General features: G+C 33.4%; 11 protein-coding genes. 10 read left to right on the top strand and 1 reads right to left on the bottom strand.

The features are described from left to right. The first annotated feature begins 4 nt into the window (after positions 1-4). The 4 genes from porV (at position 5) to ABD771_RS06120 (ending at position 4,516) form a co-directional block, all read left to right on the top strand. On the top strand, positions 5-1,174 hold the full coding sequence (gene porV / locus ABD771_RS06135) for a type IX secretion system outer membrane channel protein PorV (protein ID WP_345092164.1): 1,170 nt from the start codon (positions 5-7) through the stop codon (positions 1,172-1,174). Positions 1,175-1,245: 71 nt separating this feature from the next. Continuing rightward, complete coding sequence (cdd, locus tag ABD771_RS06130) at positions 1,246-1,728, top strand: cytidine deaminase (protein WP_345092152.1); 483 nt, start codon at positions 1,246-1,248, stop codon at positions 1,726-1,728. Between the two features lie 173 nt (positions 1,729-1,901). Continuing rightward, a complete protein-coding gene (gene pdhA / locus ABD771_RS06125) occupies positions 1,902-2,900 on the top strand; it encodes a pyruvate dehydrogenase (acetyl-transferring) E1 component subunit alpha (RefSeq protein ID WP_345092149.1) in 999 nt (332 codons plus the stop codon). 2 nt (positions 2,901-2,902) lie between these two features. Continuing rightward, positions 2,903-4,516 carry a 2-oxo acid dehydrogenase subunit E2 gene (locus tag ABD771_RS06120; protein ID WP_345092146.1) on the top strand — a complete coding sequence of 538 codons (1,614 nt, stop codon included), beginning with the start codon at positions 2,903-2,905 and terminating at the stop codon, positions 4,514-4,516. A gap of 175 nt (positions 4,517-4,691) precedes the next feature. Here the strand turns inward: ABD771_RS06120 and ABD771_RS06115 are convergent, their stop codons facing one another. Next, on the bottom strand, positions 4,692-5,918 hold the full coding sequence (locus tag ABD771_RS06115) for a glycosyltransferase (RefSeq protein ID WP_345092143.1): 1,227 nt from the start codon (positions 5,916-5,918) through the stop codon (positions 4,692-4,694). 61 nt (positions 5,919-5,979) lie between these two features. Here ABD771_RS06115 and ABD771_RS06110 point away from each other — a divergent pair, with 61 nt between their 5' ends. The 6 genes from ABD771_RS06110 to ABD771_RS06085 all read left to right on the top strand — a co-directional run. Then, the gene (locus tag ABD771_RS06110) at positions 5,980-6,561 is read left to right on the top strand and encodes a MiaE family protein (protein WP_298307507.1); all 582 of its coding nucleotides are present in this window, start codon (positions 5,980-5,982) and stop codon (positions 6,559-6,561) included. Positions 6,562-6,886: 325 nt separating this feature from the next. Next, positions 6,887-12,076, top strand: a complete 5,190-nt coding sequence (locus tag ABD771_RS06105) for a T9SS type B sorting domain-containing protein (RefSeq protein WP_345092140.1) — start codon at positions 6,887-6,889, stop codon at positions 12,074-12,076. 40 nt (positions 12,077-12,116) lie between these two features. Continuing rightward, positions 12,117-13,037, top strand: coding sequence for a PorP/SprF family type IX secretion system membrane protein (locus tag ABD771_RS06100; RefSeq protein WP_345092137.1), 921 nt, complete (start codon positions 12,117-12,119; stop codon positions 13,035-13,037). A gap of 20 nt (positions 13,038-13,057) precedes the next feature. Then, positions 13,058-14,923, top strand: coding sequence for an OmpA family protein (locus ABD771_RS06095; protein WP_345092134.1), 1,866 nt, complete (start codon positions 13,058-13,060; stop codon positions 14,921-14,923). A gap of 649 nt (positions 14,924-15,572) precedes the next feature. Continuing rightward, positions 15,573-16,250, top strand: coding sequence for a hypothetical protein (locus tag ABD771_RS06090; protein WP_345092131.1), 678 nt, complete (start codon positions 15,573-15,575; stop codon positions 16,248-16,250). 183 nt (positions 16,251-16,433) lie between these two features. After that, on the top strand, positions 16,434-19,703 hold a 3,270-nt coding region (locus ABD771_RS06085), incomplete at its 3' end, for an Ig-like domain-containing protein (protein ID WP_345092127.1).

Genomic DNA, 19,703 nt, shown 5'->3' with positions numbered 1-19,703 from the left:
CTTGATTAATAATTTAATATTAATACTCTTGCTTGTTTTTTCAACTCAAAACGTAAATGCACAAGACAGAGTAATAACTACAGGTGTACCATTTTTATTAGTCGCTGCAGATGCAAGAGCAGCTGGTATGGCAGATCAAGGTGTTGCTACTTCCGCAGATGCTTATTCTCAGCAATGGAATCCAGCAAAATATGCTTTTGCATTAGATAAACAAGGTTTCGCAGTAAGTTATACACCTTATTTAACGGCGTTAGTAAATGATATTTCGTTAGGACAAGTTAATTATTACAATAGAATTAATGAAAAAAGTGCCTTTGCAGGAAGTTTACGTTTTTTTAGCTTAGGTGAAATCGAATTAAGACAAAATTTTGATGATCCTGCCAATGTGGTTAAACCAAATGAATTAGCACTTGATGGTTCCTATTCATTGAAACTTAGCGAACATTTCAGTATGGCAGTTGGAGGTCGATACATAAGATCAAATTTAAAAATTGCAGATGTAAATACTGACGCAGTGCCTGGAAGCTCATTTGCAGTTGACGTAGCAGGTTTCTATCAATCAGAAGAAATTGCTTTCAATGAATTTAATGGAAGATATCGTTTGGGATTCAACTTGCAAAATATGGGTCCAAAAATTAGTTATGATAACACTAAAAATGATATATCATCTAACTTTTTGCCTGCCAATATGCGTTTAGGAGGAGGTTTTGATTTTATATTAGACGAATACAATAAAGTTGGAGTAAGTGTAGAATTTGCTAAACTTTTAGTTCCAACTCCTCAAGATCCAGATTTGGATGGTGATGGTGATATTACTCCTGATGAAAGATCAGAGAATAATGATAATTATAAAAAAATCAACTGGGTTTCTGGAATGTTTAAATCATTTAATGATGCTCCAGGTGGCTTTTCAGAAGAGTTAAAAGAATTTACTTATTCAGCTGGTGCAGAATATTCTTATCAAGATTCATTTGCCATGAGATTAGGGTATTTTAATGAAAGTCCTTTAAAGGGTGCTAGAAAATTCTTTTCACTTGGTGCTGGATTCAAATACAATGTTGTTAAAGTAGATGTTTCTTATTTATTTTCAGCTTCAAAAGTTAAAAACCCATTAGAAAACACATTACGTTTTTCACTTACATTCAATTTTGGTGATAAATACGATGATTTATAATATGATATAAAAATTAATACAAATCCAAATTTCATTTTTTTGAAGTTTGGATTTTTTTTCCTCTATATACAATGAAAGAAATAAATATTAACACCACAATTTCGGTTTTCAACGGAATCAATGAATTGCCAGGCGAGATTCAAACATTAATGAATCAAGCCATTGAAACTCGTAAAAATGCTTATGCTCCTTATTCTCATTTTAGAGTTGGCGCTGCTATTTTATTAGATAATGGTAAAATTGTTTTAGGCTCTAATCAAGAAAATGCGGCTTACCCATCTGGGTTATGTGCAGAACGAGTTGCAATTTTTCAAGCTGGAGCAATTTATCCAAATGCTAAAATCGTTAAGTTAGCGATAACTGCTGCATCGGATACTAATCCAACATTATCGCCAATTCCGCCATGTGGTGCATGTCGACAATCAATTGCTGAATATGAATTTAGACAAGACACTCCAATTGAAATCTATTTTATGGGCGAAACAGGAGAAGTATACAAGTCAAATTCTATCAATAATTTATTACCGCTTTCATTTGACAAAACATCCTTGTAAGCTATAACGATATAGTTGATATTTAAGAATAAAGAGTTATTAAAAAATGGTATTTTAATTCTGAATTATTTTTACTTCTACTATCAATATCTTACTTTTGCAATTCGCAAATTTGATAATTCGCAATTTGTGATACGATTACAATACATTTAATCAACGTAATTCATTAAAAAATGAAACCAATTACAAAGGAAACTTACCTTCAATGGTACGAAGAAATGCAGTTTTGGAGAAAATTTGAAGACAAATTAGCCGCTGTATATATTCAACAAAAAGTTAGAGGATTTTTACATTTATATAATGGTCAAGAAGCAGTTCTTGCTGGAGCAATTCATGCAATGGACTTGTCTAAAGACAAAATGATTACCGCTTATCGTAATCACGTTCAGCCAATCGCAATGGGTGTTGATCCTAAAAAAGTAATGGCAGAATTGTACGGAAAAGTAACCGGAACTTCCAAAGGTATGGGTGGTTCTATGCACATTTTCTCAAAGGAACACGGATTTTATGGTGGTCACGGAATCGTGGGTGCTCAAATTCCTGTTGGTGCTGGAATGGCTTTCGCTGATAAATATTTTGAAACTGGTGGAGTTACTTTAACCTATTTTGGTGATGGTGCTGCTCGTCAAGGTTCACTTCACGAAGCTTTTAACATGGCTATGTTATGGAAACTTCCTGTAGTTTTTATTTGTGAAAACAATGGATATGCAATGGGAACTTCTGTAGAAAGAACAGCAAATCACACAGATATTTGGAAACTAGGTTTAGGATACGAAATGCCATGCGGACCAGTTGATGGAATGAATCCTGTAAAAGTTGCTGAAGCTATGCAAGAAGCAATTGATAGAGCACGTCGTGGTGACGGACCAACATTTTTAGAAATGAAAACCTACCGTTATAGAGGTCACTCAATGTCGGATGCACAATTATATAGAACTAAAGACGAAGTTGAAGAGTATAAAAAAATTGACCCAATTACTCAAGTTCTAGATATTATCAAAGAGAAAAAATACGCAACTGAAGCAGAAATTGAAACAATCGATCAACGAGTAAAAGACTTAGTTGACGAATGCGAAAAATTTGCAGAAGAGTCTCCATTCCCGGAAGCACAACAACTTTACGATGTGGTGTACGAACAAGAAAATTATCCTTTCATTTCTCATAGACTATAATTATGGCTACAGTAATAAACATGCCTCGTTTAAGCGATACTATGACAGAAGGAACTGTTGCAACTTGGCTTAAAAAAGTAGGTGATACAATAAAAGAAGGCGATATTTTAGCTGAAATCGAAACCGATAAAGCTACAATGGAATTTGAATCGTTCAATTCAGGTGTTTTATTACACATCGGAATTGAAGCAGGTCAAACCGCTCCAGTTGATTCATTATTAGCTATCATAGGAAAAGAAGGTGAAGATATTTCAGCTTTATTAGCAGGTGGTGCTTCGGCTCCAAAAACTGAACCTACTCCAACTGTTGAAACTCCATCAGCTTCTGCTCCATCAGCTTCTGTAGCAATTCCTGCAGGTGTAAAAGTTATCACAATGCCACGTTTAAGTGACACGATGACAACAGGAACTGTAGCAACTTGGTTGAAAAAAGTTGGCGATACAGTAAAAGAAGGTGACATGCTTGCTGAAATCGAAACCGATAAAGCAACCATGGAATTCGAATCTTTCAATTCAGGAACTTTATTATTCATTGGAATTCAAGAAGGAGGATCTGCTCCAGTTGACAGCGTTTTAGCTATCATTGGACCAGCAGGAACTGATATTACAGGAATTGCTGAAAACTATTCAAAAGGTGGTGAAGCTCCAGTAGTTGCAAAAACTGAAACTGCTACTCCAGTTGTAACATCTCAACCAACTCAAGAAACAACAACTTCAGATAACGGAAGAATTTTTGCTTCTCCATTAGCAAAACAAATAGCTAAAGATAAAGGAATCAGTCTTTCTCAAGTAAAAGGTTCTGGTGAAAACGGAAGAATTGTTAAAAGTGATGTAGAAAACTTTACAGCTTCGGCTCCGGTTGCTTCAACACAAACGACTTCTCAACCAGAAGCACAAGCAACTCCAGCTGTAAAACCATTTGTTCCAGCAGGTGAAGTTGTGACAGAAGAAATCAAAAATTCGCAAATGCGAAAAATCATTGCTAAACGTTTGGCAGAATCATTGTTTACTGCGCCACACTACAATTTAACGATTGAAGTAAGTATGGACGAAGCAATGAAATCAAGAGCAATGATTAATTCCGTGCCAGATACCAAAGTATCATTCAACGATATGGTAATCAAAGCTTGCGCAATGGCATTGAAAAAACATCCGAAAATCAATTCGCAATGGAAAGAAGATGCAATAACCATTAATCACCACGTGAATATTGGTGTTGCAGTAGCTGTTGAAGACGGATTAGTAGTTCCTGTTTTACGTTTTACTGATGCTATGAGTTTGTCTCAAATTGGTGGAAGTGTAAGAGATTTAGCAGGAAGAGCAAAAACCAAAAAATTACTTCCAAACGAAATGGAAGGAAGTACATTTACAGTTTCAAATCTTGGAATGTTTGGTATAGTTGAATTTAATTCAATTATCAACCAACCAAACTCTGCAATCCTTTCAGTAGGTGCAATTATCGAAAAACCAGTTGTTAAAAACGGTCAAATCGTAGTTGGAAACACAATGATGTTATCTTTAGCTTGTGACCACAGAACAATCGACGGCGCAACAGGAGCACAATTTTTACAAACATTAAAAATGTTTATCGAAAATCCAGTAACTATGTTAGCGTAATCAAAAGAACTATAAATACAAATCCCGTTCAGTAATGAGCGGGATTTTTTATTTTGGAGCGAATGGTTCGGGCATTTTAGGTTTCCATATTCCTGCTTTCCGCTCTACTTCGTGCCACTCCAATCAGGGCTAATTAGGTAAAGTATTGAATAGAAATCAGATTAAATTAACTCTATTATTTCTTATTCTTTTCCTCAATCCACTTACTCATATATTTAGTGCTAGAAACCAAATGATGTTGCAAAATAGAACCAAAGAAATTGTTGTTTCGATGTTGTTTCAAATTATCTAAAAGCGAATTAATTTCATCAATAAAATCCTTTTCAAAAAGTGAATTTTTATAACGTTTATCTAAAATTTCAAATCCATTTTCCTGACACTGTTGCCATAACTTTTCATCTTCATAAAGTTGGACAGCTACATCTACAAACTCATTCGCATTGTCTTTTACAAAACCATTCCACACAAAATCTCCAGCCATAGCTTCTACTCCAATTGAAGAAGTAACACTTGGAGTTCCGCATTGCATCGCTTCAAGTAATTTACCTTTAATTCCTGCTCCAAAACGAATTGGAGCTAAAACCAATTTAGCTTTTTTTACCACTTCAAAAGCATCGTCTGCTCTGCCCATAATATAAAATTGCTCCTTTGGCTTATGTAATTCTAAAACTTTTTGTGATGGATAAGCTCCATAGATTAACAACTTTGCTTCTGGTAATTTCTTATGTAATAATGGCCAAATCGTTTCAGATAAATATTTCACACAATCCCAATTTGGTTCATGCAAAAAGTTTCCAATAAAAACAAAATCACTTCGTTCTGTAAAAGCTGGAATTTCATTTAAACGCTCTGCAAAAATTGGCAAATAATACAATAAATCCTTTGAAATCTTAAACTGATTTTGAAGCAATTCTATTTCCAATTCCGAAACCATCAAAGATAAATCACAACGTAAAATACTCGCAATTTCTCTTTTAGCAATATCAGAAAATAAATCTTCTAAAGTAAATTCTCGGTTTTCTTTAATTGCCAGTTGTCTAGCTTGTCGTAAACAATGCAAATCTTCTGTATCAAGTATTTTTAAAGCGTTAGGGCAACTTTCAGAAACACGCCACCCAAATTGTTCTTCCACCATAAACCGATCAAACAAAACGATATTTGGATTCAAATCTTTTACAAAATCATCAAAAGTGGATGAATTTAATTCAATAGTTATTGCTGAAACTCCTAAAACTGAAATATCTTGTGAAAATTCTAAATTCTGAGCAGTACTTGCAAAAGTAATTTCGTAACCATCTGTTTTAAATAGTTGAATTAATTGCATCATTCTACTTCCTGCCGCAGAAGATTTTGGTTCCGGCCAAACAAAGCCAATTATTAATAAAGTTTTAGATTTTAGCATAATATCAAATACAATTACAAAGAAAAGATTTAATTTTACAACAAATTAAAAATACATAAAAATGTTAGGTCTAAAATTAAAAACCGACCCAAGATGGGTTACAATAGTTGAATCAAACATTGAAGAAATTCTAACAGATCATGCTTGGTGTGAGCAAAAGGCAGCAACAAACATTATTACAATCATAACCTATAATTCAGAACACGAAGAATTAGTTACAGATTTGTTAGAAATCGCTAAAGAAGAATTAGAACACTTCCAAATGGTTCACAACATAATTAAGGAGCGCGGATTAAAATTAGGCAGAGAAAGAAAAGACCATTACGTAAATGAACTTTTCAAGTTCATGAAAAAAGATGGTAGCCGAAATGACTCGTTTATTGATAGATTATTGTTTTCTGCAATGATTGAAGCTAGAAGTTGCGAGCGTTTTAAAGTATTATCTCAAAATATTGAAGATAAAAAACTAGCAGAATTCTACAGAGAATTAATGATAAGTGAAGCAGGTCATTACACAACTTTTCTAAAGTTTGCCAGAAAATACACAGAAAAAGTTGATGTTGACAAACGTTGGGCTGAGTGGTTAGAATTTGAAGGAGAACTAATCACCAATTATGGAAAATCAGAAACAGTTCATGGATAATTTCAAGGCTTCAAGAGATTGAAGCTTTTTCATTTACAAAAAGATAAAAATTTCTTTGTTAATCTTGGGCTTTCCTTAAAAAGTTAGACACTATTTGTTGTGTTCTTTATTCAAGTAAAAATTACTTTGCTTATTTTCCTGATCTTATATTATGTTTATTTAGGGTTAAAACAAAAAATACAATAATTTACATATAACTTCTCAAAAATAAATTAATAAAGTTATATAAAAATATAGGATTAAAATATTTAATTTTATTTTGTAATGGATTGTAATGAATATTCTTTACTATTTTAGCCAATCTTTTAAATAAAATAGGTTAAGTATGAAAAAAAATATTTATTTCACATTAATTCTTTTGATAAGTTATTATTGTAGTTTTTGTCAAGTTTTTTCAAATTCTTCTATCAGTCCCGCAGGCTCTTGGAATGGTTCTTTAACAAAAACTGTAACGGTTTCTGGTCTTCCAAACTTAAATGCAAATATTTTTGAGTTGGTACAAGTAAACCTTCACATGGGCGATGATGCTAATACAAGAAATTATAATACTTACAGAATAACTTTAACTAAAGGAACTACTAGTATAGATTTGGTTTCGTCTGGTGGTTTACCAAATTCTTTTGTTAAACAAATTAATACGAAGTTTAGATACAATACTTATTTAAGAAGACTTTTTGAGCATGGAGGAACCGCTGAACCATTTAGTATTGGTTACTATCGTTCCCAAGATAATTTCACAGGATTCAATGGTATTGATCCAAACGGTGTATGGACTGTAACCATAACAGAAACATCAACAGCAACTGGTGGACGATTTAACAGAGTAGATTTAGTATTCAAGTCACCATTCACTGTTCAAGATTATACAACACTTAATAGTTATGATAATTGTTCTACTCCTTATTGTTTAGGTTCAGCTGAGATTATAGTTGCATCTAATAATGCTTTCACCAATCAACCAGGAGATATGTACAATCCAAACACTGCTTCTTGTAGTTGGAATGCTGCTCAAAACAATTCTGCTTGGTTTAAGTTTAGAGCTGCGCAGTCTTCTGTAGGAATAACCATATCTGCTATTACTGGTAATTTACAGATTTTAGCAATAAATGCAGGTGCTGATAACAATCCTTGTACACCAACTGATAATACTATTCTAAATGGAGGTTGTCCTGCATTAAGTAGTAATGATACCTATTCTACACCTCAATATACAAATGGTTCTACAAAAAATAATCAACTTAATTTAAGTGGATTAACAATTGGAAATTTTTATTATTTCATAGTTGATGGTTCAGGAGCATCAGTTTCTCCTTTTTATATTGAAACAGTTGGTGCTTCATTAGATTGTTCTAATTGTGTACTTAATGCCACATTAGGTAGTAATTCCCCAGTTTGTGCCAACGGAACATTGAATTTAACATGTAATGATGGCGCAAGTTGGTCTTGGACAGGGCCTAATGGTTTTACTAGTAGTAGTCAAAATCCAACATTGAACAATGTCACATCTTTGGAATTTGGTACTTATATTGTTGCTATTACAGACAACAATGGTTGTACAGACACTAAATCAATAGATGTGGTTGTAAATTCTTCTGTAGTTCCTACTTTTAACACTCCAAGTCCTGTTTGTGTTGGTTCAACTTTAAATCCACTTCCAACAACATCAAATAATGGAATTCAAGGAACGTGGAGTCCTGCTTTAAACAATACAACAACTACAACATATACCTTTACGCCAGATGCTGGTCAATGTGCATCAACAACTACGCTAAGCATAACGGTTAATAATTGTGATTTTGGGGCATATGCTACTGCAATATGGATGGATGATTGTACAGATGTAGGAAATGGTAAATTTTACAATACTACTGGAGCTGGAGTTGATTTAATTAATCAAGAGCCTGGTAATACTTTTATAAAAGATTTTGGAGTACATATTCAAAACTCTTCAACTTTAATTTTGAGAGGTTCAGAAGTAAAAACTTATAAAAATCTAACCACTAATGTATGTGGTGCCAAAATGTATTATCGTTATTATTTAAATTCAGGAACTGGAGGTGCATTTACTTCAAGAAATTTATCTTTTTTTAGTGATTGCAATACTGGTACAAGTGAGTTTATTATTGGAGGTGGTCCTTGTGCTCTAGGACAGCAAAAATGGCAATGTGTATCCCAACCTGGATGTGATGCTCCAATTAATTTAACCAACGTTCCGCCTGGAGATTATATCCTAGAAGTATACTATGATGTAACCGGAGATTTTAATTCTACCTCTCAATGTGATGATACTATTATTTTGAATAACGGAGGTACTAATTATAAAGCTAATTTTAGCATAATTGCAGAGCCAACAATAAGCAGTTCTAATCCAACAACTTGTAATGGTACTAATGGAAGTATTACAATTTCAGGTTTAACAGCAAATGAAGTATATGCACTAAGCTATAATTTTAATTCATCACCGATTGGACCAAATAACTTAACTTCTAATGCTAGTGGACAAATTATCATTCCTAATTTAGGCATTGGTACCTATTCTAATTTTAGTTTTGTAATCAATAGTTGTAATACGACCTTACCTTCAAGTATCTCATTACAAAATCCAATAATTACTCCGGTTTTTAGTACTCCTAACCCATTTTGTTTTGGTGAAACTATTCCTGCAACTGTTTTACCTACTACTTCAAATAATGGAATTACAGGGAATTGGACGCCAGCTATAAACAATACAACAACCACAACCTATACTTTTACTCCAGATGCAAATCAATGTGCTATAATTACTAATTTAACACTTGTAGTTAATCAAGAAATTACAGGTGGAATAAATACAAATCCAAATACAATTTGTAGCGCAAGTTCATCAGGCTGTACGCCAACAGGAACAAAAGTAGTTATAAATGAAGTAATGCATTTTCCCTTAACAGCCCAAGGATTAGTTGCTAATGGTACAGAATACATTGAGCTTTACAATCCAACATGTTCTCCAGTAGATTTATCTTGTTATACCATTGCAACAGCAGCAAGACCAAATTCAAATCCTGGAAGTACACTTTCAAGAGGAGGAACAATACTAATTCCTTCAGGTACTATTCTTGCTCCAAAAGCGCATTATGTAATTGGAACTTCTACTGCTTCTTCAAATCCTACAAACATTGATTATAATACCACTTTGACATCTAACTATTGTACTATTAATCAATTTGTATTAGCCAATGGTGATGGTTGGGTTGCTCTCAACGATGGTAATGGAACTCCAGTAGATGCCATCTATTGGACAGTTGGTGCGAATGAAAGCTCAAAAATAACAACAGATGATGATTTAGATGATGCGCCCTGTATTCCTTCATCTCTTGGTTTATGTAATACAAATAGTTTGTCATTATTTTCTGCTAAAGCTATTTATCAATTGAATCCAACGTTAATCAATTATGTTGGACAAACTACATTACAAGGATTAAGTTCAACAGGAAATACATTTAGTAGAATACCTGACGGTGGAGCATGGCAAAGAGACATTCCAGGAAGTATTAATTTGATAAATTGTAATAATGGAATTTGTGATACACCACCTACTTCTACATGCAACGGAAGTGCAACAGTTAGTGTTACACAAGGTTCTGGGAATTATAGTTATTTATGGAACGATCCTCAAACTCAAACTTCGGCAACAGCTACCAATTTATGTGCAGGAAATTATTGTGTTGTCGTAACCGATTTGGATACTAATTGTACGCAGCAATTTTGTGTTACGGTGATTGATAACATTCCAAATGTAACACCAACATTCAGTTTTGGAACTTCTTTAAATATTTGTTCAGGTGGTGTTGTGCCAACATTGCCAAATACATCAGGAAACTCAATCACAGGAACATGGTCACCAAGTTTAGTAAGTAACACAAATAACGGAACTTACACTTTTACACCAAATGCTGGACAATGTGCAACAACCACAACTTTTACAGTTACAATAACTCCACAAACAACACCAACATTTGGTTTTGGAACCAGTTTAACATCATGTCAAGGAGTTTCAGTACAAGTATTGTTGCCTACTTTATCGAATAATTCTATTTCTGGTTCATGGAATCCATCTACAATAGATAATTCATTACTTGGACAAACGATATATACTTTTACACCAGATGCTGGACAATGTGCAACAACCACAACTTTTACAGTTACAATAACTCCACAAACAACACCAACATTTAGTTTTGGAACTTCATTAAGTATTTGTTCAGGTGGAGCAGTTCCAACATTACCAAATACATCTGGAAACTCAATTACAGGAGCCTGGTCGCCAAGTTCAGTAAGTAATACAAATAACGGAACTTATACTTTTACACCAGATGCTGGACAATGTGCAACAACCACAACTTTTACAGTTACGATAACTCCACAAACAACACCAACATTTAGTTTTGGAACTTCATCAACGATTTGTTCAGGTGGAATAGTTCCAACATTGCCAAATACATCAGGAAACTCAGTCACAGGAACATGGTCACCTAGTGCAGTAAGCAATACAAATAATGGGACTTACACTTTTACACCTGATGCTGGACAATGTGCAACAACCATAACTTTTGCAGTTACAATAACTCCACAAACAACACCAACATTTAGTTTTGGAACTTCATTAACTCTTTGCTCAGGTGGAGCGGTGCCAACATTGCCAAATACATCATCAAACTCAATCATAGGAACTTGGTCTCCTGCTGTAGTTGACAATTCCAATAACGGAACTTACACTTTTACTCCAGATGCTGGACAATGTGCAACTCCTACAACATTTACAGTTACTGTAACTCCACAAACAACACCAATATTCAGTTTTGGAACAAGTTTGACAGCCTGTCAAGGAAATGTTTCAGCACAAGTATTGCTGCCAACATTATCAAATAATTCCATTTCTGGAACTTGGAATCCATCTACAATAGATTATGCAATACTTGGACAGACAGTTTATACTTTCACACCAAACAGTGGACAATGTTCGCTAAATGCAACTTTAACGGTTACAATTAATCCAATTCCTCAGTTTACAATATCTGGTGGATGTGATGGCGAAAATTATGTTTTGAATATTGTTCAACAAAATCAAAATATTAACTCAATTGAATGGTTTTATAATAATGTAATGATTGGTCAAGGGAATTCAATTGTGATAACAAATGAAGGTACTTATACTGCAGTAGCAACTAACTCAGATAATTGTAATAATAATGCTCAATTTGTTGTTGTAAATGATTTTTGTTCAATTCAAAAAGGGATTTCTGTTAATGATGATGGATTTAATGATGTTTTTGAATTGTCAAATCTAGGTGTTAAATATTTACAAATTTTCAATAGATATGGTATGAAAGTATATTCAAAAAGTAATTATACAAACGAATGGGGTGGAAAGTCTGATAATGGTGACGAACTTCCAGATGGTACTTATTATTATGTAATAGACAGAAATAATGGAGAAGCCATAACGGGTTGGATTTATATCAATAGAGCACAATAATCCTTTGTATAATTTGTATTCAAAATCAAACAAACACAAAATGAAGAAACTATATTTCATTGCTATATTGACTTTAGTAATTAACGAGTTAAAAGCGCAGCAAGATCCAAATTACACGCAATACATGTATAATATGAGTGTCGTAAATCCGGCATATGCTGGTTCAAAAGAAGGTTTGTCAGGAGGATTGCTTTATAGATCACAATGGGTTGGAATAGAAGGAGTGCCAACAACAGGCACCTTCTTTATTCATAGTCCTGTTGGTAGAAATGTTGGTCTGGGGCTTTCTGTAATTTCAGATAAGGTTGGTCCTGTTCAAGAAAATAATATTTATGGAGATTTCTCATATACTTTAAGTTTAGGTGGTGAACATAAATTAGCTTTCGGTTTAAAAGCTGGAACTACGTTGCATAAAATTGATTTTGCAAGAATTTATCCAACACTGCCTAATCCTACTATAAATGATCCGTTTTATGCTGCAAACCCAAGTAGTACTTTTTTAAATATTGGTTCTGGAGTTTTTTATTATACCAATAAATATTACGTTGCCTTTTCTGTTCCAAATATTTTAAAATCAAAGTATTTAGATTTTAACGGAAGACAATATGGTACCGAAGTTATTCATTATTTCTTAACTGGAGGATATGTGTTTGATTTGAATCCGAATTTAAAATTCAAACCTTTTGCTATGATAAAATCATCAGTTAACGCACCAACATCTTTTGATGTTTCAACTAACTTTATGTTTTATGATAAGTTAGAATTAGGAGCAACTTATAGATTGGAAGACTCTTTTGGAGCTATGGTGAATTTTGCTATTACACCAAGTTTAAGAATCGGATATGCCTATGATAACATTGTATCTGATTTAAGGGCAGTAGCGCCAGCTTCTCATGAGTTTATGATATTATTTGATTTGAATTTCTCTAAAAAAGTATCACGTTCACCAAGATATTTCTAACCTTATAAGATACCAAAAAAATGAAAAATCTATATATAGCCATTACTTTTGTAGCCATTAGTTTTAATGTGTCTGCACAAAATGCAGCAACCAAAGCAGCTGATAAATTATTCAATAGATTTGAATATTTTGATGCTGCTAAAGAATATCTAAAGTTAGTTGATAACGGAAAAGCAGATGTTTATGTTTACAAACAATTAGCTGATACTTATTACAACATGTTTAATTCAACTGAAGCGGTTAAATGGTATGCCAAAGCAATAGAGACCAATCAAGATGCTGAGACATATTTTCGTTATGCTCAAATGTTGAAAGCTAGTAATAAATATGAAGAAGCGAACAAACAAATGCAAAAATTTGCTTCACTTTCACCAAATGATAATCGTGCTAAAGCTTTCAAAGAAAACCCTAATTATATTCCAAGATTACTTGGAAAATCAAAAATATATGATGTGAAATCATCGGATATTAGCAGTGATAAATCAGATTTTGGCGCAGTACTTTATGATAACATTTTGTATTTTGCTAGTGCTAGAAATGGTGCGCGTAAAAACTATGGTTGGACCGATGAACCTTTTTTAGATATTTACAAAGCAGATTTTAATAAAGATGGAACCATCATCAATCCTACAGCTGTTTCTGAATTGAATTCAAAATGGCATGATGGTCCAGTTACAATAAGTACTGACGGAAATACTATGTATTTTGCAAGTGAAAGTTTTAAAGAAAAAATATCTGAAAAAGACAAAAAGGCTAACACTAAATTAAGTCAAATATATTTATTCAAAGCGGTTAAAAATGCTGGTGTATGGGGAGAAATTACGCCATTATCATTTAATGACAAAACCTATTCTACTAGTAATCCAAGTCTAAGTAGAGATGGCAAAACATTATACTTTTCTTCCAACAGACCAGGAAGTATTGGTGGAGTTGATATTTGGAAAGCAGTTGTGAATGCAGATGGTTCTTTTGGTGAGCCCCAAAACTTAGGTAACAAAGTAAATACTGAAGGAAATGAGAGTTTTTCTTTTATTGCAGATGATAATAAAACTTTGTTTTTTGCATCAAGCGGAAGACAAGGTTTGGGAGGATTAGATGTTTACCAAATTGATTTGACAAATGGAGAAGCTACAAATCTAGGAAAACCTATAAATACAGAGAAGGATGATTTTGCTTTCACATTTAACGAAAGTAAAAAAGTTGGTTTCTTGTCAAGTAATAGAAATGGAAATGATGATATCTATATAGTAAACCAGATTTGTAGCGTTGATATCAATATCGTGGTTACTAATGCAAAAACTAGTGAAATTCTTACTAATGCTAGTGTTTCTATTTTAGATGAGAAAAAAAATGTAATTGCAACTGAAGTGTCTAATGCAAAAGGCGAGGTGAATTATAAAGTAGAGTGTGATAAAGTTTATTTGATACAAGCTTCAAAAGATGGTTTCGAAGGCAATATCTTTACAGTAACTAAAAGTAAAGGGCCAACGTCCAAAATGGATGCTCCGTTGCAACCAATAGATGTTATTGTAACAGAAACTGAGATTATTTTAAAACCAATTTATTTTGAATTTGACAAGAGTAACATCACTCAAGAAGGCGCCTTTGAGTTAGATAAGTTGATTCAAGTTATGAAAAATAATGATAAAATGGTTATTATGGCTAAATCTCATACTGATAACAGAGGTAGTAATGAATACAATTTGTCATTATCAGATAGAAGAGCAAAATCTACGGTTCAATATATTATTTCTAAAGGCATAGATGCTAGCAGAATATCTGGAAAAGGAATGGGAGAATTAGAGCCAATAGTTAATTGTGGTAATTTATGTACTGAAGAGCAAAATATATTAAACAGACGTTCAGAATTTTTGATTGTTAAGTAATAAAAATAAAACTATATTTGTTTTTTAAAGATAATAATAAACATTTATGACATTTAAACAGTTTTATTTACTTGGTTTATTTGGAATTACTTTTTCAATAGCTTCTTATTTATATCTTTTATGGTATTCTCATTCGAAAAAAAGTAGACAAAATATACAATTTAAACACATAAATCAAGGATTGTTGTTTGTAATATTTGCTATTTTTTCATGGTCGGTTGTTGCCTTATATAAATTTTTTGATTTAAAAGAGTTTACATTATCCTATATAATAAATGACAGGATATTATCTTCTATGAATAATCTTTTTCTTTTTTTGAGTTTGGCATTTTTTCCGATTAAAAAGAAAAATAGGTTTACTCTATATTTTGTTAAAAAAGAAAAGTGGGTCATAAATGTTTTTATTGTTTTTTCCCTTGTAGTTTGTTTTTTTACGATAACGGATAAAATTGGTGATAGTTTTAATTTTCTGTCGAGGCTGATTATAGTTGGATTAGATTCAATATTTTCCATAGTTTGTATAGCGTCAATAGGTTATATTCTTAGTCATTCGTATAAGGAGTTAGGTTTTGGGAAATGGATGTTAACCTATATAGCGATAGTGATATCAATGTTTTCATTAACGCAAATATTATTGCCATTGTCAAAAATGCTCCCAGGAGCATTAAGTCTTTTTTATCCTTTCTTTTTAGCTTTTTTTATAATTTTTCTTTCACAGTTTGTTTTTCTGATTGCTACTTACTATTCTGTTTTGTATTTTTCATTAACTAATAAGCCTTCTTTGGAAAATAATATTATAAAAGATAAGAATACAAATTCTCAAGAGATAGCTGAGGTTTTAAAAGTTGAAATAGGCTATAATCAAGATAAAAAACTATTTTATTTGACTTTAACATTTATTGATGAGTTTCAAAAAGAGTATACCGAAACAAATGAAAATTCTAAATTATTGCAGCCTTTATTATATTGGATGCTATTTTCTTATGCTAAGAAGCAAAATGTTATGCTAACTCATCAAGATATGGCAATTGCAAAATTTAGAATGGTAGATTATTGGAATAAAGAAAGTGATTTTAAGCTAACTCAAGAGTTGTTGTTTTTTAATGAAAGCGGACATTTTGAATTAAAAATAAATGAGAAAAATATAAGAATAAACGATATGATTTTCTTAAAATCAAAATTGTCATTTAAAGATATATTTAAAAAGTATTTTATTTGTTTTGTTCCTACTGATGTAAAAACAGCACAACAATTATATAATAAGAAAAACGCAGATAAATATTTCTCAGAACATTTTGAAGGTTTTTATTCCAATATTTCTGAATAAAATTATTAATTAATCAGATTGTTCTATTTACTTTATGGTTTTTTAAAAATCTGAAATTCAATTAATTAAAAATTACATTTTCTTACATTTGTTTACTGAAATATTTTATTGCCTTTAATTTATATGGTATTTTTTAAAAAAAAATATATTTGATTTATTAAATATATCCAAATTCTACATCAAATGCCATTTTTAAGCTTTATAAAAAGAAATCTACTACTTTTTTTACTCATTTCATTTACTTTTTCAGTAAATGCTCAGGTTGTTATTAATGAGTTAATGGTTCGTCCTCCAGGAACTGTAAATACACCTCCGAACGGACTAATTTATAATAGTAGTCAAGAGTATATAGAACTTTATAATAAGGGTTGTTTGCCTATTAATGTTTCTGGTTATTTTATTGCTATGAAGCAAACCATTGGAACAATAAATACTGGTGGGACAATTAGAATTCCAAATGTTGCCGCTGCCACTATACCTGTTGGAGGGCATATAGTTTTAGCTTCGGCAAATCCTGCAGGAGCTGCACTTGGAAATGTTGATATTCCTTTAGCAGCAGCAGATTATTGTTTGTATAATGGGAATTTTGTACTCGCAAATACAGATGGATGGTGTGCGCTTTATGATGCAGCTGGTGTGGCTATTGACTGTGTTTATTGGTCATCAAGTGCCGCTAATCTTACTTCAAACGCATCTGATTATAATACAAGTCCATTATGTTTGCCAACTGGAAGTCCCGCTGTTACTTTACAAACACCTTTTCAATTAAACACTTCAAATCCAACAATTATAAGATATGGAGGTGCAAATCCTTCCGCAGGCAGTCCTTTAAGTAGACAACAAGATGGTTCAGTTACTTGGGTTCAAAATTTAGCGTCATCAATTAATTCGGGCTCTGCAACCGGTAATTGCAATGGGGGTACTTGCGTTACTCCACCATTGCCAGCTGCCCCAATTGTAACAACGCCAGTTAATTATTGCCAAAATGCCGCAGCTTCTGCTCTAACAGCGACTGCCTTATCTGGAGCTACTTTAAATTGGTATGGAACTAATGCAACTGGTGGTACTCCTAGTACAACTGCACCAACTCCTTTAACTACTTCAGTTGGAACAACAACATATTATGTTAGTCAAACAATTGGTGGTTGTGAAAGTGTAAGAGTGCCAATTGTTGTGAATGTTACGGCTTCTTCAAGTAGCGTTATAAGCTGTGGAACTTCAACAACTACATCAGTTATTTTTAATTGGACTGCTGCAACTGGTGCTACAGGATATACTATTTCTTATCAAGTCAATGCTACAACACCCATAAATGTTGGTACTATAGGAAATGTATTAACTTACAGTCTAAACTCCTTAAATTCTGGAGATAGTGTAACTATTACACTTACTCCAACAGGTGCCTTGGGAACTTGTTTTACATCAACCTCTTTTTCTTGTGCAACGATTGTAAATAATGCTTGTGGTGCTTGCGCTACTCCAACTTGTCCTATAGTTGGTGTGTCAAATTATACTAATTTGAATTTTTCAGCAAGTTCATGTAATACTTGGACACCACAAGCGACAAACACGACACTTACTAATTATTATTTAGTAGTCTCAGATGCTTCTGGTTTTCTTGGTATTGCACAACAAGCTACTAGTTCTCCCGGACTTTGTATTACTAGATCTGCAGTTATTAGGCCTTTAGTAACTTCTTGTAATGTAGCTTCTACTATTGCTCCTTCTGTAACTAATGCAAATGGAGTTGCTTCAGGTTTTAATCCAGAATGGTATGGTTTAACACCAAATACACAGTACGTTGTTGTTGAAACAGTAGTTTTAAGTGCTGCATGTTCTCTAACTTCGCTATGTACCAACTATTACGGATGTTCAACACCAAACGCACCAACTTTTGGTTTGGTAACACAGCCAACATGTACGACAGCCACAGGAAGTTTTCAAATCACAGGATTCAATGCTTCAAACGCTTATACCTTTAACCCAGGAGTTGTAAGTATTTCAGCAACAGGATTGGTAACTGCCAATGCGAATACTTATACTTTTACAGTTGCCAATGCATCTGGTTGTACCTCTCCATCATCGGCTAACATTGTAGTAAATGCTCAACCAAGTGCGCCAAGTGCGCCAACAGTTGGTTCGGTAACTCAACCAACATGTACGACAGCTACAGGAAGTTTTCAAATTACAGGATACAGTGCTGCAAACACTTATACCTTTAATCCAGGAGTTGTAAGTATTTCAGCAACAGGATTAGTAACGGCTAATGCGAACACTTATACATTTACAGTTACCAATGCATCTGGTTGTACTTCACAATCATCGGCTAACATTGTAGTAAATGCTCAGCCAAGTGTGCCAAGTGCGCCAACAATTGGTTTGGTAACACAGCCAACATGTACGACAGCCACAGGAAGTTTTCAAATCACAGGATTCAATGCTTCAAACACTTATACCTTTAACCCAGGAGTTGTAAGTATTTCAGCATCAGGATTGGTAATAGCCAATGCAAACACTTATACTTTTACAGTTACCAATGCATTTGGTTGTACCTCACCATCTTCGGCCAATATTGTAGTAAATGCTCAGCCAAGTCCGCCAAGCGCTCCTACAATTGGTTCGGTTACACAGCCAACATGTACAACAGCCTCAGGAAGTTTTCAAATCACAGGATACAATGCTGCAAACACCTATACTTTTAACCCAGGAGTTGTAAGTATTTCTGCAACAGGATTGGTAACTGCTAATTCGAATACTTATACTTTTTCAGTTACCAATGCATCTGGTTGTACTTCACCATCTTCGACCAATATTGTAGTAAATACTCAACCAAGTACGCCAAGTGCGCCAACAGTTGGTTCGGTAACACAGCCAACATGTACGACAGCCACAGGAAGTTTTCAAATTACAGGATTCAATGCAACAAACACTTATACCTTTAACCCAGGAGTTGTAAGTATTTCAGCAACAGGATTAGTAACGGCCAATGCGAATACTTATACTTTTACAGTTACCAATGCATCTGGTTGTACCTCACCATCATCGGCCAATATTGTAGTAAATCCTCAACCAAGTACGCCAAGTGCGCCAACAGTTGGTGCGATAACGCAACCAACATGTATATCAGCCACAGGAAGTTTTCAAATCACAGGATACAACTCTTCAAACACCTATACCTTTAATCCAGGAGTTGTAAGTATTTCAGCAACAGGATTGGTAACTGCTAATGCGAACACTTATACTTTTATAGTTACCAATGCATTTGGTTGTACATCACCATCATCGGCTAACATTGTAGTAAATCCTCAACCAAGTTTACCATTAGTCACCACACCAAGCAACTATGTAGTTTGTGATGAGAACAATGATGGAGAGAGTTGTTTATTTGATTTAACGACAAAGAATTCACAGATATCGACACAAGTAGGTATTTCGATTAGTTATCATTTAACG

This window comes from Flavobacterium chungnamense, assembly GCF_039539165.1.
Classification (GTDB): Bacteria; Bacteroidota; Bacteroidia; order Flavobacteriales; family Flavobacteriaceae; genus Flavobacterium; species Flavobacterium chungnamense.
Note: the sequence above shows the minus strand (reverse complement) of the source record. Positions and strands in the feature narration are given on the sequence as shown.

What these genes read in the sequence shown, in the direction of transcription:
- ABD771_RS06090 (WP_345092131.1), top strand. Translation starts at nt 15,573, where the DNA reads ATGCTCCCAGGAGCATTAAGTCTTTTTTATCCTTTCTTTTTAGCTTTT.
- pdhA (WP_345092149.1), top strand. Translation starts at nt 1,902, where the DNA reads ATGAAACCAATTACAAAGGAAACTTACCTTCAATGGTACGAAGAAATG.
- cdd (WP_345092152.1), top strand. Translation starts at nt 1,246, where the DNA reads ATGAAAGAAATAAATATTAACACCACAATTTCGGTTTTCAACGGAATC.
- ABD771_RS06115 (WP_345092143.1), bottom strand. Translation starts at nt 5,918, where the DNA reads ATGCTAAAATCTAAAACTTTATTAATAATTGGCTTTGTTTGGCCGGAA.
- ABD771_RS06105 (WP_345092140.1), top strand. Translation starts at nt 6,887, where the DNA reads ATGAAAAAAAATATTTATTTCACATTAATTCTTTTGATAAGTTATTAT.
- ABD771_RS06120 (WP_345092146.1), top strand. Translation starts at nt 2,903, where the DNA reads ATGGCTACAGTAATAAACATGCCTCGTTTAAGCGATACTATGACAGAA.
- ABD771_RS06095 (WP_345092134.1), top strand. Translation starts at nt 13,058, where the DNA reads ATGAAAAATCTATATATAGCCATTACTTTTGTAGCCATTAGTTTTAAT.
- ABD771_RS06100 (WP_345092137.1), top strand. Translation starts at nt 12,117, where the DNA reads ATGAAGAAACTATATTTCATTGCTATATTGACTTTAGTAATTAACGAG.
- ABD771_RS06110 (WP_298307507.1), top strand. Translation starts at nt 5,980, where the DNA reads ATGTTAGGTCTAAAATTAAAAACCGACCCAAGATGGGTTACAATAGTT.